The 15,802-nt window shown below is 37.0% G+C and carries 16 protein-coding genes; 10 read left to right on the top strand and 6 right to left on the bottom strand.

Features of this window, described 5'->3' with window-relative positions:
• The first annotated feature begins 74 nt into the window (after positions 1-74).
• The 8 genes from tsaE (at position 75) to N0B16_RS02065 (ending at position 7,507) form a co-directional block, all read left to right on the top strand.
• A complete protein-coding gene (tsaE, locus tag N0B16_RS02100; RefSeq protein WP_262989062.1) occupies positions 75-482 on the top strand; it encodes a tRNA (adenosine(37)-N6)-threonylcarbamoyltransferase complex ATPase subunit type 1 TsaE in 408 nt (135 codons plus the stop codon).
• Positions 483-550: 68 nt separating this feature from the next.
• Complete coding sequence (locus N0B16_RS02095) at positions 551-1,744, top strand: alanine dehydrogenase (protein ID WP_262989061.1); 1,194 nt, start codon at positions 551-553, stop codon at positions 1,742-1,744.
• Positions 1,744-2,115, top strand: coding sequence for a hypothetical protein (locus tag N0B16_RS02090; protein WP_262989060.1), 372 nt, complete (start codon positions 1,744-1,746; stop codon positions 2,113-2,115). Before N0B16_RS02095 ends, N0B16_RS02090 begins: the two co-directional genes overlap by 1 nt.
• Positions 2,116-2,122: 7 nt before the next feature.
• The gene (locus tag N0B16_RS02085; protein WP_262989059.1) at positions 2,123-2,896 is read left to right on the top strand and encodes a histidine kinase; all 774 of its coding nucleotides are present in this window, start codon (positions 2,123-2,125) and stop codon (positions 2,894-2,896) included.
• Positions 2,862-3,581: a LytR/AlgR family response regulator transcription factor gene (locus N0B16_RS02080; RefSeq protein ID WP_262989058.1), complete on the top strand. Its 720-nt coding sequence runs from the start codon at positions 2,862-2,864 to the stop codon at positions 3,579-3,581. The genes N0B16_RS02085 and N0B16_RS02080 overlap by 35 nt, the downstream gene beginning before the upstream one ends.
• Before the next feature lie 104 nt (positions 3,582-3,685).
• Positions 3,686-4,075 carry a hypothetical protein gene (locus N0B16_RS02075; RefSeq protein ID WP_262989057.1) on the top strand — a complete coding sequence of 130 codons (390 nt, stop codon included), beginning with the start codon at positions 3,686-3,688 and terminating at the stop codon, positions 4,073-4,075.
• Positions 4,076-4,175: 100 nt separating this feature from the next.
• Positions 4,176-6,458: a cation:proton antiporter gene (locus tag N0B16_RS02070; RefSeq protein WP_262989056.1), complete on the top strand. Its 2,283-nt coding sequence runs from the start codon at positions 4,176-4,178 to the stop codon at positions 6,456-6,458.
• A gap of 203 nt (positions 6,459-6,661) precedes the next feature.
• A complete protein-coding gene (locus N0B16_RS02065; protein WP_262989055.1) occupies positions 6,662-7,507 on the top strand; it encodes a prephenate dehydrogenase in 846 nt (281 codons plus the stop codon).
• A gap of 13 nt (positions 7,508-7,520) precedes the next feature.
• Here N0B16_RS02065 and N0B16_RS02060 read toward each other — a convergent pair whose 3' ends face one another.
• The 6 genes from N0B16_RS02060 to N0B16_RS02035 all read right to left on the bottom strand — a co-directional run bounded on the left by N0B16_RS02060 (position 7,521) and on the right by N0B16_RS02035 (position 12,912).
• On the bottom strand, positions 7,521-8,939 hold the full coding sequence (locus N0B16_RS02060) for an L-serine ammonia-lyase (RefSeq protein WP_262989054.1): 1,419 nt from the start codon (positions 8,937-8,939) through the stop codon (positions 7,521-7,523).
• A 105-nt stretch (positions 8,940-9,044) separates the two neighbouring features.
• Entirely contained in the window at positions 9,045-9,686 is a 642-nt protein-coding gene (locus tag N0B16_RS02055) for an alpha/beta fold hydrolase (protein ID WP_262989053.1), read from the bottom strand.
• A gap of 106 nt (positions 9,687-9,792) precedes the next feature.
• Positions 9,793-10,404 (bottom strand): YceI family protein, encoded by a 612-nt coding sequence (locus N0B16_RS02050; protein WP_262989052.1) that lies wholly within the window; start codon positions 10,402-10,404, stop codon positions 9,793-9,795.
• Positions 10,405-10,482: 78 nt separating this feature from the next.
• Positions 10,483-11,049 carry a YceI family protein gene (locus N0B16_RS02045; protein ID WP_262989051.1) on the bottom strand — a complete coding sequence of 189 codons (567 nt, stop codon included), beginning with the start codon at positions 11,047-11,049 and terminating at the stop codon, positions 10,483-10,485.
• 128 nt (positions 11,050-11,177) lie between these two features.
• On the bottom strand, positions 11,178-12,233 hold the full coding sequence (locus N0B16_RS02040; RefSeq protein WP_262989050.1) for a glucokinase: 1,056 nt from the start codon (positions 12,231-12,233) through the stop codon (positions 11,178-11,180).
• Between the two features lie 115 nt (positions 12,234-12,348).
• Positions 12,349-12,912 carry a hypothetical protein gene (locus N0B16_RS02035; RefSeq protein WP_262989049.1) on the bottom strand — a complete coding sequence of 188 codons (564 nt, stop codon included), beginning with the start codon at positions 12,910-12,912 and terminating at the stop codon, positions 12,349-12,351.
• Positions 12,913-13,149: 237 nt separating this feature from the next.
• On the opposite strand from N0B16_RS02035, the gene N0B16_RS02030 reads away from it, so the two are divergent.
• Positions 13,150-14,523 carry a DUF1800 domain-containing protein gene (locus N0B16_RS02030; protein WP_262989048.1) on the top strand — a complete coding sequence of 458 codons (1,374 nt, stop codon included), beginning with the start codon at positions 13,150-13,152 and terminating at the stop codon, positions 14,521-14,523.
• 79 nt (positions 14,524-14,602) lie between these two features.
• Positions 14,603-15,793, top strand: a complete 1,191-nt coding sequence (locus N0B16_RS02025) for a DUF1501 domain-containing protein (RefSeq protein WP_262989047.1) — start codon at positions 14,603-14,605, stop codon at positions 15,791-15,793.
• Positions 15,794-15,802: the final 9 nt, after the last annotated feature.

The following is a 15,802-nucleotide window of genomic DNA, read 5'->3' as shown; positions in this document are numbered from 1 at the left end:
TAAAAATTCTAAAATAGAAATTTAGCTGATACAAATGTAATAGTTTATAATTAATTTTGCATCAAATTACTTGTATGCAATTTACTATAAAAAGTGTGAATGACTGGCAAAAAATTGCTGATGAAGTACAATCTCAGCTCAAACATCCAATTCTTTTATTAAAAGGAAACCTGGGTGCAGGAAAAACGACTTTTACTCAATTTTTACTAAAAAATTTAGAAAGCCAGGATGAAGTAAACTCTCCTACGTATTCTATTGTCAATGAATACAATACGCCAAAAGGAAAGGTTTTTCATTTTGATCTGTACCGTTTGAAAAATATTGAGGAAGCCTATGATATCGGGATTGAAGAGTATCTCGACAACGCTTTTTTATGCATTATAGAATGGCCGGAAGTGTACGAAGATGAGCTTTATGATGTAGGTTTTCATACGATGAGCATTCATAATACAGGTGATACACGTGAAATTACATTCGACTAAATAATATGTATCTTTGCCTGAAGAAATCAAATAAAATCATTGTCTGAAGTTATAAGTTAGTTTAAAAAATGAGTACTACCAATATTTTTACCCCTTTCACTGAAGAAGAGCTGATCCCGAAAGAAGAAAAACTTGAGGTCATAAAAAAAGGCAAACAATTCGGCATAGGAATCCCTAAAGAAACCTGCCTTAATGAAAGAAGAACTTGCATCACACCGGATGCGGTACAGGTTTTAGTAGAACACGGCCATGAAATTATTGTGGAATCCGGAGCAGGAGAATGCTCATTTTTTACCGATTTACAGTATTCAGAATCAGGGGCAAAAATTACCAATGATCCTAAAGAAGCTTTCGGACAGGATCTGGTTCTTAAAATAAACCCACCCACAGAAGAGGAAATTGATTTTTTCAAACCCAACAGTTACCTCGTTTCTGCGCTTCAGATTAACCTGAGAGACAAAGATTATTTTATAAAAATGGCAGAGAAAAAAATCAATGCCATTGCTTTTGAATTTATTGTTGACGAATACAAACAGCTTGCTTTAGTTCGCCTCATAGGTGAGATCGCAGGATCGGTTTCCATTTTATATGCATCAGAATTATTGGCATTATCCAACGGATTAATGTTAGGCGGGATTACAGGAGTAAGGCCGACTGAAGTAGTCGTTTTAGGAGCCGGAATCGTAGGTGAATTTGCCACGAAAGCTGCCATCGGTTTAGGCGCAAGTGTAAAGGTTTTTGACAATTCATTATCAAAACTCAGAAGGCTTCATACCTTGGTTGACAGCAGAGTTCCCACTTCCATTATTGATCCTAAAGAGCTTAGTAAAAGCCTTAGACGTGCAGATGTGGTGATCGGCGCACTTCCAAGGCTGAATATGCAACCCATCGTTACCGAAGAAATGGTGATGAAAATGAAAAAAGGCAGTGTGATCATAGATATCGCCATTGATAACGGTAAGGTGATTGAAACTTCTGAGCTTACCACGATGGATGATCCATATATCATTAAACATGGGGTAATCCATTGCGGGCTTCCGAATCTCACCTCGAAAATGCCGAGAACGACGACCAAAGCGATTTCAAACTTTTTCCTATCCTATATCTTAAATTACGACGAAGAAGGCGGTTTTGAAAACATGCTGATCCGCAAAAACGAAATGAAACAGAGTTTGTATATGTACAAAGGACGACATACCAAGAAAATCATCTGCGACCGTTTCGGACTTACCTATCATGATATCAATCTTTTAATTTTCTAATGAAAAAGCTGAAATTTTACCTTATCGGTCTCATTCCGGGACTTGTCATCGTATTTTTTATTTTAAACAAAAAAGGCGCAAGCTGCAGCGGATATCTTCCGAACAGCCGCGTTATTGCAGAAACACTGTCTAAAGATTTTACCTATTCCGAAAATTTCAAAGCTGAAATGAATACACTGAAAATCAGCGATAAATTTATAAAAGACAGTATCATTACCAAAGGAAAAATAGATTTTGAGCGCAGCCATGCGCAGCAAAAACCTTGTCCGGATTATGTTTTGGTATACCCGGAAACCCATCCGAAATATGAGATTACTTTTGAAAAGTGCAAAGAAAATGCAGTGTTCAACACCCTGAAAAAGTTAAAATAATTTTTCAATGGACGGCAATTATTACATGATTCAAGATCATTTGATTTTTATAGGAGTATTTGCCGTATTCTTTTTTCTCACCATAAGCATTTATTTGTGGATCCAAAACCGGAAAATCAAACAGAACAATAATAAACTTTCAGAAGCCAACAGCCTGATCGAACAAAGATTAAACGATGTTCAGCTGGAGCAGATCGGTAATAAGCTCAATCCTCATTTATTTAAAAACATTCTCAATTCTGTACAGTCACATGCTTACCAAACGTACATGTCTCTGGATAAACTGGCCAACGTTCTGGATTATATCCTATATGAAAGCAATCATAAATTTGTAAGCCCGAAAGAAGAATTCGGCTTTGCATTAAGCCTGATTGAGATTAATAAAATTAAAGTTAATCCGCTTTTTGATTTTAGAATTAAATCAAAGATCGACAAATCAGACCCCATTTATGAAGAAAAGGTTCTTGCACCGCTCATTTCCGTAGACCTCATCGAAAATGCTTTCAAACATACCGATTTTTTGGCGCAGGATTCTTTTATTGCTATACATATGGAACTTGAGGAAAGAGTTTTTACCATGAAAGTAAGCAATAAAGCTTCGCTGAAAAACATTCTTGAAAAGGAAAAAAGCGGCTTTGGCAGCCAGTCTTTGGATCAGAGATTAAAAATGATCTATCAAAACTTTTATCATATCAGCAAAAGCTCAAAAAACGGTATCTTCACAGCAGAATTAAAAATAAACTTAGGTGAATTCTACGATAAAATGCGTTATACTCGATGACGAGCTTCTTGCAATAAGCTATCTCAAACTTCTCTGCGAACAGATCGAAAATGTAGAAGTAATCAAAGCTTTCAATGATCCTAAAACCTTTTTAAATGAAGTTGAAGGCCTAGATTGCGATGTATGTATTTTAGACATCGAAATGCCCGGAATGACGGGACTTCAGGTAGCAGAACTCATTTCCGGCTCCAAAAAAATAATCTTTACCACAGCTTACAAAGAATACGCAGCAGAAGCTTTTGACCTGAATGTAGTAGATTACGTGAGAAAACCCATCAAAAAAGAAAGATTGGTACAGGCATTTGAAAAAATTAAGGAAATCAGCACCGTACCCCAGACAAAGGATTTTATAGAATGGAATACCAATATCGGGAAAACCATTATTTTTACAGATCAGATTGTTTACATTAAAACTTCAGAAATTGACAGCCGCGACAAAGATATTGTTTTGAAAGACGGTGCTGCAATCGTTCTGAAAAATCTCAGCTTCAGATCACTGCTGGAAATGTTACCCTCAAAAGATTTTGCACAGGTTAACAAAAAAGAGATCATTGCCGTCTCAGCCATCAAAGTATTTTCTACCAATGAGATTATTACTGCAGTTCCTGCTGAAGGAGATCAATATCTTAAACTCCAGATTGGAGACACCTACAGAACTTCCCTGAGAAAGCTTTTCGAAAAGTAAATCTTTCAGACCATCACACTTTCGCTTCAAAATATAACCTTTTGTTTACATCGATGTATTTAGAAGAAATCATACTGCTAATTTTATGAAATTTTAAAATTCTCATGAGAAAAAGTTTCACAATAACCGCATTGTTGATTTCTGCCTTATTCCTTGCCCAGGAAAATACAGATTCTGTAAACCTCGCATTCTTTGACGGCACCGCTGTTGCAGGATATGTAGACCACGGTGCATTTATTAATTTTACAGGGCCTAATGTAAGTTTTACGCATAAAAAAACTAAATATATGTTGGGAATGCTTCCTTCATTAAGGATAAAGGAAGATCATTCATCCGGAACCAAAAACAGTATGGTAACTCCAAATCTCGGAGCAGGATTTGCCATAATATACAGAAAAATAGTGTTCCAGATTCCGTTTTATTATAATGCTAAAACGGCTGCTCAGAACGGGAAATGGGAAATGGGTGTAGGGCTCGGTTACCGTTTCAGGTGACTTTTATTACATAATTCAGGATATTCATTACATTTAAAAAAAAATATGATGATCATCCGTTTATTCTTTAGAAATTTACATGATATAATTGATTATGATTATGGGGAAATATAAAAATATCATCTTTTACGTTGCAACAATTACGTTCTTTTCGTGTCTGATGTATTGGTTTTTTATCGAAGGCAAAACATTGGAAATCGGAGAAAATCTGGCCCCGGTTAAAACGAGCGGCTCTACGATGTGGGAGAATTTTGCAGATTCTTTTATGACCAATCTTCATCATCCTTTAGCACTTTTGCTGGCGCAGATTGTAACCATTATTCTGGTCGCAAAACTTTTCGGATGGATTTGCGTTAAACTGAAACAACCCTCAGTAATTGGCGAAATGATTGCAGGGATTGTTTTAGGCCCTTCCCTTTTCGGAATGTATTTTCCTGAACTTTCTGCTTTTATTTTTCCTAAAGAATCTTTACCCAACTTACAGTTTTTGAGCCAGATCGGCCTGATCCTGTTTATGTACATCGTCGGGATGGAACTTGATTTAACCATTCTGAGAAAAAAAGCGCACGACGCTGTTGTGATCAGTCATGCAAGTATCATCATTCCCTTTGCATTGGGTGTCGGTCTTTCTTATTTTATTTATAAAGAATTTGCACCGGAAGGCATTCAGTTCAGCTCATTTGCCTTGTTTATCGCCATTGCGATGAGCATTACCGCATTCCCTGTTTTAGCGAGAATCGTTCAGGAACGGAATCTTCATAAAACAAAAATAGGGACTGTTGTGATTACCTGCGCCGCTGCAGATGATATTACGGCATGGTGTATTTTAGCAGCGGTAATTGCTGTAGTAAAAGCAGGATCTTTTTCAGGATCTGTATTTGTAATTCTGATGGCCATTCTGTATGTTTTTATCATGATAAAAGCGGTACGGCCGTTTCTTAATAAAATCGCAGAATCACAAAAAGGAAAGGGGTTTATCAGCAAAGCGCTGGTTGCGGTGTTTTTCTTAATTCTGATTATCTCTTCTTATGCCACGGAAGTGATTGGGATTCATGCTCTTTTCGGGGCATTTATGGCAGGTGCGATTATGCCGGAAAACGTAAAGTTCAGAAATTTATTTATCGAAAAAATAGAAGATGTCGCATTGGTATTATTGCTTCCGCTGTTTTTCGTTTTCACCGGATTAAGAACTCAGATCGGGTTATTGAATGACGTGCATCTCTGGAAAATCGGCGGACTGATCATCTTAACGGCCGTTACAGGAAAATTTGTAGGAAGCGCGCTCACCGCAAAGTTTCTTAAACTTAGCTGGAAAGACAGCCTTACAATAGGCGCATTGATGAATACGAGAGGACTTACCGAGCTTATTGTACTCAATATCGGGTATGATTTGGGAGTTTTAGGCCCGGAACTGTTTGCAATGTTGGTGATTATGGCATTATTTACCACCTTTATGACGGGGCCGTGTCTCGATCTTATCAATTATCTTTTTAAAGGAAAAAAATCAATGCTGGAAGACGATGAAGATGACAATGATCCTAAATATAAAGTGCTCTTGTCTTTCGAAACAGCAGAATCCGGAAGTACGTTGCTGAAACTGGCAGATAATTTTACCCAGAAAATGAACGGCAATAAAAGTGTAACCGCCATGAATATTGCCCCGGTTGATGAACTGCATGCGTTTGATATCGAAGATTATGAAAAAGAGCAGTTTAGAAATATCATAGAAACTTCCAATGAGCTGCAGCTTGAGGTAAATACCTTGTTTAAAGCTTCTACGGATATTGAAAGTGATCTTACCTCTATTTCAAATAAGGGAAACTATGACCTGCTTCTGATCATGCTTGGCAAATCAATGTATGAAGGAAGTTTACTAGGAAGGCTTTTAGGATTTACCACAAAAATTATTAATCCTGAAAAGCTGCTGAATACCGTAAAAGGTAAAAGTTCTATCTTCAACAATTCTCCGTTTGACGATTTTACGCTGCAAATTTTAGACAAAACCAATATTCCTGTGGGCGTTCTGGTAGATAAAGGATTTATTTCTGCTGATAAAGTCTTTGTCCCTATTTTTAACCTGAGTGATTTTTACCTTCTGGAATATGCTAAAAGATTAATCAACAACAATAATTCCCAGATCATTATTCTGGATGTTGCAGGGCAGATCAGAAACAATATTGAAGTCAAAGAACTAATCAGAAGCATAGAACAGGTAGCGCCTAATCACATTACTTTATACAATGAAAAAAAGATCGAAAAAGAATTCTTAAACACGCAGGATCTGATGCTGATCAGCAAAAAAAGCTGGCGAAGCCTTATAGATACCAAAAGCTTATGGTTATCTGATATCCCTTCTACGCTGATTATTTCAAATCCGCAATAATTCATATCAAACCTAAAATAGCATAAGGCCGGAACTGTATTCGTTTCGGTCTTTTTATAGAAAATAATTATCTTTGCGCTGTAATAATATTAAAAAGAACATCATTATAGAATTTTTTAACTCAAACACGGGGATAAAAATTCTTGACCATAACATGAAACCTCGTTCTCGGACGGGGTTTTTTTTATTTAATACTTCAAAAAATGAAAATAGGAATTGTTGGAATCGGCTTAATCGGAGGCTCAATAGCATTAAAGTTAAAACAAAAAGGAATTGCTGATTTCATTTACGGAATGGATAACAGTGATAAAAACTTAGACGAAGCATTACATCTCAATATCATTGATGAAAAAACAGATGTAAAAAACGGAATTCAGCAGTCTGATGTTATCATCATTGCTATTCCGGTAGATGTCACGCGAAAAATTTTACCGGAAGTTTTAGATATAATCTCCGAGTCGCAAACGGTGATGGATGTAGGTTCTACCAAAGCAGGAATTGTAGATGCTGTCAAAAATCATCCGAAAAGATCCAGATTCGTTGCCTTTCACCCGATGTGGGGAACCGAGAACAGCGGACCGAAAGCGGCCATTGCCGAAAGCTTTTCAGGAAAAGCCGGGGTAATCTGCAATAAAGAAGAATCTGCAGCAGACGCGCTGCTTCTGGCAGAAAATATCATAAAAAACCTTGACATGCACGTGATGTATATGAACGCAGAAGCGCATGACATGCACACGGCTTACATTTCGCACATTTCACATCTTTCTTCTTATGCGCTTGCCAATACGGTCCTCGAAAAAGAAAAAGAAGAGGAAACTATTTTCCAGCTGGCAAGTTCCGGTTTTTCAAGTACCGTACGATTGGCAAAATCACATCCTGAAATGTGGGTTCCGATTTTCAAACAAAATAAAGAAAATGTGCTCGATGTGTTGAATGAACATATGTTGCAACTTCAAAAATTTAAATCTGCCTTAGAGAAAGATGACTTCGAATATGTAGGTGAATTAATAAAAAACGCCAATAAAATCAGAGAAATTCTGGATAAATAGCTTTTTTAGGAATTTAGCATTCCGGAACATTCACTGCAATTGCCAATCCGCCTTCAGAAGTTTCCTTAAAACGGTCGCTCATGGCCAAAGCGGTTTCCCACATCGTCTGAATTACCTGATCTAAACTTACTTTTGCCTTTGCAGGATCACTTTCGAGAGCAATATTGGCTGCTGTAATTGCTTTAATAGCACCCATTGTATTTCTTTCGATACAGGGAATCTGCACAAGTCCCATAATAGGATCGCACGTTAATCCCAGATGATGCTCCATAGCGATTTCTGCTGCCATAAGAACCTGCTGTACACTTCCTCCTAAAATTTCAGTTAAACCCGCTGCTGCCATTGCCGAAGAGACCCCTACTTCAGCCTGACAACCGCCCATCGCCGCAGAAATGGTGGCATTTTTCTTAAATAAAGTTCCTATTTCTCCGGCAACCAGTAAAAATCGTACGATGTCATCGTCACTGGTTTGGGGCGTAAAAGCCTGCGCATACATCAGAACTGCCGGAATAACGCCGCTTGCGCCGTTCGTAGGAGCTGTAATGATCCGCCCGAAACTGGCATTTTCTTCGTTGACAGCCAGAGCAAAGCACGCAATCCATTTATTGATATTGGTAAATGTTTCCTCGGCATCTACAACCTGCTGAAACCATTCGTCTTTGTTTCTATAAATTTTTTCTCCTAAAAGTCTTCTGTTGATTCCGGCCGCTCTTCGGGAAACATTGAGGCCTCCCGGTAAAATGCCTTCTTTATTGACTCCTTTATAAATGCATTCTTTAATATTGTACCAGATGTTTAACGCTTCCTGTCTGGTTTCCTCCTGCGTTCGCCAGCTTTCTTCGTTTACTAAAATAAGATCTGAAAATTTCTCAAACCCAAATCTTTCACAATATTTGATGACATCGGAACCATGATGACAAGGATATAAAGTACGGATGCAGTCTTTTTCGATAGAATTTTTTTCCTGTGTGGCGATAAAACCGCCGCCTACTGAATAGTAATCTTGAACAAGTTCGGTTCCGTCTTCAAAAAAGGCTTTAAAGATCATTCCGTTGGGATGAAAATCAAGGGATTTGGATTTATTTAAAATTAAATGATGACCGTATATAAAAGGAATTTCTTTTTCACCGCCTAAATTGAGGGTTTGGTGTTCTTTAATGAAATTTACTTTTTCATCAATCTTGGTAGTATCAATGGTTCTGAAATTTTCACCGTTTAAGCCCAACATTCCTGCGATATCTGTACCATGTCCTATTCCTGTTTTGGCCAGTGAACCGAAAAACTCCAGGAATACTTCTTTGACTTCAGCAATAGATTTTTCTCTTTTAATTAAGTTGATAAAAGAGGTTGCCGCATTCCACGGTCCCATAGTATGAGAGCTGGATGGGCCGATTCCTACTTTAATAATCTCAAAAACCGATATAGACTCCATAAGAAACTTTCATTTTCATTAAAGCAAATATACATGATAAATTGTTAAAAAATCCATTTTTGGCAGCAGGTTAATTCAATAAAAATACCGTAAGAAGCTTAACTCTTAAACAAAAATATCAGTCAGCAGTTTTGAGACTTCTCTGTACTTGGTAGCGGGAAAAAGATGGGTACCACCTTTGATAACATGATTGGGTTTTGAATTTTTTAACGGAAAAACAATATCCCGGTCTCCTAAAATCTGTATTACATTTGGGCTTTCATCAAACTTCCATTCTGAGATTCTTTCAACAGACCATTTAAGGTAATACGGGTCGCGTACTTTGAAATACTGTGTGATTCTGGGATTTTTCGGATCAAAAAAATTTCTCATTACCGCATAAAAACTGGTCGTCTTATCAGTGAAAAAACCAATGGGCATTAATTTTGGGATTTTGGTAATCTCACCTGCTTTTATGAGTTTTGATTTTTCTTTGTCAGATCTAATGCTTCCCAGAATGACTACTTTTTCTGCAGGTTTCAACAGATTGATTTCCTGTACGATAATTCCCCCGAAAGAATAACCTAAAAGGTAAAACGGCTCTGAAGAATCTACTTTGTCTGCCATTTTCTTTACATAATCTGCAAAGTTTTCATTTTTTTCGGGAATGATCCAGTCTAAAAAAACAATCTCATGATGTTCGGGAAATTTTAATTTTTCCAGGACTTTAAAATCGGCTCCCAAACCACTTACTACATATATTTTCATCAGAGAATTCTATTTATCCGCAAGTAACTGCGATTTCGTCCTACTAAAATAAAAAAAATGGACAACTTAATGAAAAGCTGTCCATATAGATTGTATTAAATTCTGATTAAAGCGGTCTCGCGTTGTCTACTTTCTGGGTAGAAAGGTTGAACTGGATGTCCATCTCGTCTTTAATAAAATAATCTTTTAAAGAATTCTGATAGAAAATTCTAAAATCTTTTCTGTTCAGAGAAAATCTTGATGATTCAATCTCTACGGTAAACTGGGTAATATGAGCATTCGCAGGGAAAGAAATTGTTTTTCTGATTCCTTTAATGGTAATATCGCCGATAATGGTAGAATTGTATTCGCTGTTGGCAAGCGGAATAATTTTTTTAAGATGGAATTTTGCAATCGGGAATTTTTTAACTTCAAAGAAATTGGTGCCTTTCAGCTCATTTGTCAGTTTTACCTGATCGTCTCCCGAAAGATCGGCTACCACAAGGCTTCTCATATCAATCACAAATTCACCATCTACCAAAACTGTCTTATCGAAGGTAAATTTTCCGCTTTTCAGTTTTAGGCTTCCATAATGAGAGGTAGCCTGGGTTTTTACCACTTTGTGCCCCCACCATTTTATTTCTGATGTAACGACTTTTGAAATCTTATCTCCTTTTTTTTGTGCAAAGGCAAATGATATACTTGCACACATCATCACAAACAATAGTAATCTTTTCATTCTTTTTTATTTACAATTCAACAAAAATAAAAAAAAGTGTAGAACTTCTACACTTTTAACAATCTTTTTTTAATTAAATTATTTAGCACTCACTTTTACGAGCATATCGATATCATCTTTCACAAAAACATCTTTCATGGTAGATTTGTACGCAACATCATATTTTTGTCTGTCGAAAGAGAATTTATTAGATACTAAACTCACCACTCCATTGGTATATGTGATTTTTGCAGGGAAAGAAATTGGGCTTGTTTTCCCTTTCACCGTTAAATCTCCGGTAACAAGATTGGGATACGCCTTATCGTTGTTTTTCTTTACAGAAGTAATTTTAAAAGATGCGGTAGGATATTTTTCCACTTCAAAGAAGTCACCGTTTTTAAGGTGTCCGTTCAGTTTTGTCTGGTATTCTCCGGAAAGATCTGTTGAGGTGATAGAATTCATATCTAAAACGAAAGATCCGCCTACCAATTGGTTTCCTTTCATAACCATGTTTCCGGATTTTACTTTTACCGTCCCGTCATGAGAGCTTGCTTCAGATTTTGCAACTTTGTATCCCCACCAGTGAACGTCAGAAGATACTACTTTTTTTGACTGCCCGAAAGCCAATCCACCCGCTAAAACGGCTAACAAAAATATTTTTTTCATGAATAAAATTTATTTAATTATTATTTGAGACTGCAAATGTAAGATCTTCTGTAGAAACATGATCTTGATGTACATCAATAAATCATTATTTTTAAATAAAAAAACCCCGAATGAATCGGAGTTTACTATTATTCTTGAGAATAGGCAGTGTAAAGCGCTGCACCATGCAGACTGGTATTGTCCGGATCGACCAGATAAATGGGAATGTTTTTAAGCATATTTTCCATTTTATCACTGATCATGAATTTCTCGTAAAATTTGTCTTTATTAATGTAATTTTTTATAATCTGCGGGATATCACCGGTAATCAGCAATCCGCCGGTTGCTTTCAGCTTTAAAGTAAGATTGTTAGCTTCTCTTGCCAGAAATTCCAGAAAGGTATCTAAAGCGATTTTACAGATCAAAATATCTTCATTTATAGCAGCTTTAAAAATCTCTTCAGTAAAATTGCTGTTACCGTTGTTTAGTTTTTCAGCGAGCCATTCCGGTTCAGGATGTCTTTTCACATCACGTAAAAATCTGTAAATGTTGAATAATCCCGTTTTAGATAAAACATTCTCCCAGCTTACGATCCCGTAAATATTGTTCAGGAACTGATAAAATTCTACCTCAACATTGGTTCTCGGGGAAAATTCTGAATGCCCTCCTTCTGTTGCAAAAGGTCTGAGATATTTTCCGTCAAAAAAATAGCCTGCCTCTCCCAAACCATTTCCCGGCGCCAAAATGGCAACGTTGCCTTTTTCCAGATGGCCGCTGCTGTAAATGGCATCCAGATCCTGATCTTCCAGCAAGCCGATTCCGTATGCGGAAGCTTCCTGATCATTCAGCATATTGACTGTTTCAAAACCGAACTGATTTTTATACTCTTCAATATCCAAATCCCAACCCAATCTCGCAGGGCTGCTTTTTCCGTCAAATACAGGTCCCGGAACAGATATTCCCAAACGCTGCACATTTTCAAGCTGCTCATCTTTAATAAACTGAGAAAGGATATCTGAAAAAGAAGAAAATTCTTTAGTAGGATAGTTTTTTTGAATTTTAGTTTCGATTCCACCGTTATTTGACATATAATAAGCCAACGTCGTCATATCTTCACGGAGGTTTGCACCAATGATGGAAACACGATCATTATTACTGTTTTTTACACCCGGTAAAAAAAGTGGAAATTTTGGATTTAAGTTCATAATCACAAATTTTATCAAATATAATAATTGTTTTGGAATTCTGTCCCGGTAAAAGAAAACCTTTTCAAAATTTTCGAAAAGGTTTTGGTTTCTAACTCGTTATCGTTTTATCTCATTACTTTCCTAACGGGATATTGTAGGAAAATCCTGCTCCGATGCTTCCCACATTGTAATCCTGGCTTACAAGATTTCCGTTATCCCCTGTAAATACTTTCTGGTACTGAAGGAAAAAGTTCCAGCTTCTGTTATGATACCCGATTTCAGGTTTTAGGTAAAAACCTCCATCCGGCCGGTCTGCTAATGTATTTGAAGCGACTTTATCATCTCCTACAAGGAAACCGTATCCCAAATCTGCTCCGAAGTAAAAACCGGTCTGTTTAGGATAAATTCTAAACAAAGCCGCTACAGGAACCACCCCAACATCATTATTATTATATCCGTTATTTTCTTTACCAAAATAATGGGTATAGCCAGTTGCAATCCCCAAACCGAATCCCGGTGTAACAAGATTCTGATAAGCAACATCAAAACCAACTGCGGCAGAAAGATTATCTGAAGGCACAGCGGCACCTACAGTTGCCCCCACTTTGATCATATTATTCATCTGAGCACTTTGAGCGCTTACTAAACCTGCTGTTAGAATTCCGGCTCCTGCTATAACTTGCTTTAACATTTTCATAACTTTGATTTTAAAAATTTACTGAGTGTCAATATGTAAAAATCATGCCAAATTAACATAATAATAGGTTTAGAAAAACTTGCAAACACTGTAAAATACTGATAATTTGCATATTAAAATAGGTAATAATTAATAAGTGTTTAATGATCAAAATCGCTTTACAATAAATAATTGTTAACAGAACGATTTTTATTTTAACCTCATCTGTATTTCCTGATCAAAAATAAAATAACCATAATGGCTTCAACCTTTTTAAACAACAAACATCTCCTCTGGCGCGCCGGCTTCGGAATCGGGATTGAACAAATAGAAAACATAAAAGACCAAAAAACTCAGGATATCCTCAAAGAACTGTTTGCGGAACAGAAGTTTTCTCCCATTGATTATGACACGCAAGATCCTGAATCGGTAGAATATACCGATCCTAAAGCAACTGCAGAGCAAAAAAGAGCCATTCAGAAGATCAATCAGAAACAAAATGTAGAACTGAATCTCAATTTTCTGGAAAAAATGATCAACAGTAAAGATCAGCTCAGAGAAAAGATGGCTTTTTTCTGGCACGGTCATTTCGCAACGAGAGTTAATAATCCAAAATTCAACAGACAGCTTATTAATGTACTCAGACAAAATGCACTGGGAAGTTTCAGGACCCTTTTGTTTGAAGTGAGCCGTTCTCCCGCCATGCTGAATTTTCTGAATAACCAGCAAAATAAAAAAGACCATCCCAACGAAAATTTTGCCCGCGAAGTCATGGAACTGTTTACCATGGGAAGAGGGCATTACACCGAAAAAGACATCCGCGAAGCGGCAAGAGCATTTACAGGATGGGGATATGATAAAGAAGGAAATTTTAAAGAACGTACCAATCTTCACGATACCGGAACAAAAACTTTTCTCGGGAAAACCGGAAATTTCAACGGTGATGATATCCTGAACATTATTTTGGAGCAGAAGGCAACGGCAAGATTCATAACAACCAAAATATTCACTTTTTTTGTGAATGAAAAGCCTGATGAAAAAATCATCAATACCCTCAGTGAAAACTTCTATCAGTCAGATTATGATCTTACAAAACTGATGTCTGACATTTTTTCAGGCTCATGGTTTTATGACAAAAAAAATATCGGCAACAGAATAAAATCTCCTACCGAACTAATGGTTGGGATCATGAGAATCCTGCCGATGGATATTCAGAATCCTGAAAATATTACCGTTTATCAGAAACTATTGGGACAAATGCTGCTGTTTCCCCCCAATGTTGCGGGATGGCCCAATGGAAAGTCATGGATCGACAGTTCAACGTTAATGCTCCGGATGCAGGTTCCTCAGATCTGGTCGGGTTTAAGGCCATTGGAACTTTCACCAAGGGAAGATGATGATATGGATATGGGAATGAAATCCCGGGAAGCGTTAACAAAATCTTTTAAAAGCATGAACATCACCATCGACTGGAACCGTGTAGACAAAGCGCTGCAAAATAAAAAAGCGGAAGACTACCTGATTCTGAATTCTCAATCTGTAGACATAAAAACTGTCAGCAGCTTTTCTGATAAAAGCACAAAAATAAATGTCATCAATCTGATGTCTACACCGGAATACCAATTAATGTAAATATGGGTTAGCAGGTGATAGATTTAATAATCTAATTACAGTAACTGCAACCTAATATCTATAATCTAAAACCTAAGTTATGCTTATCAAAAGAAGAGAGTTTTTAAAAATAAGTTCATTGGCATCCGCATCATTGCTGATTCCTAACTTTTTGCAGTCGATGACGCTTGATCATGCTTTCAAACCAAGTCAGAAAATCCTGATTGTCCTCCAGTTTACGGGCGGAAATGATGGCTTAAATACCATTATTCCTACCAAAAATGATATTTATTTTAAGGAAAGAAACAACATTGCCATTACAGATTCTCTACCACTGAATGATGAAACCGGCATCAATCCTTCCCTGTCCTATTTCAAAGAGCTGTTTGATAACGGAGAACTTTCCGTGATGAATAATGTAGGATATCCCGATCCTGAAAAATCCCATTTCAGAAGTATGGATATTTGGCATTCGGCAAGCAGAAGCGATCAGTTTCTGGAAACGGGATGGCTCGGAAGATATTTAGACGAAGAATGTTACCAATGCGAACATCCGACGCAGGCTTTGGAAGTGGATGATATGCTGAGCTTAGCTTTAAAAGGCGAAAACAACAAAGCATTTGCTTTTAAAGATCCTAAAAAACTGTATCAGACCAGCCAGGAAAAATATTTCAAATCATTATACGATCAAAACCATCATCATGATGATGAGACGGTCTCCTATTTGTATCAGACTTTAGGCTCAACCATCAATAATGCCGATTATATTTTTGAAAAAAGCAAATCTAAAAAGACCGTCCAGGAATATCCGAATTCTAAACTGGGAAAAGATTTCAAAACGGTAGCTTCACTGATAAAATCAGACATCAATACACAGGTGTATTACCTATCCATCGGGAGTTTTGATACCCATGTCAATCAAAACGAAAGACAGCAGAAGCTTTTCGGGGAGATTAATGATGCTATAAAATCTTTTGTTGCGGATATGAAAGCCAACGGACTTTTCAATGACATTTTACTGATGACTTTTTCAGAATTCGGACGTCGTGTCGCTCAGAACGCCAGCAAAGGGACAGATCACGGCACGGCAAACCAGATGTTTTTCATCAGTGGAGGTTTAAAGAAAAAAGGAATATTAAATGCACTTCCCGATCTTCAGAATCTGAACGAGGGAGATCTGATCTTTACGGAAGATTTCAGAAAAGTATATGCGACTATTCTTAAAAACTGGCTCAATGCCGATTCTTCAAAAATTCTGGGCTGGAAAAACGGGATCTACGATTTTATATGAAAAAGCCTT

It is taken from the genome of Chryseobacterium gilvum, assembly GCF_025628965.1.
GTDB lineage: Bacteria > Bacteroidota > Bacteroidia > Flavobacteriales > Weeksellaceae > Chryseobacterium > Chryseobacterium gilvum.
This window is presented reverse-complemented; position numbering and strand designations above follow the sequence as displayed.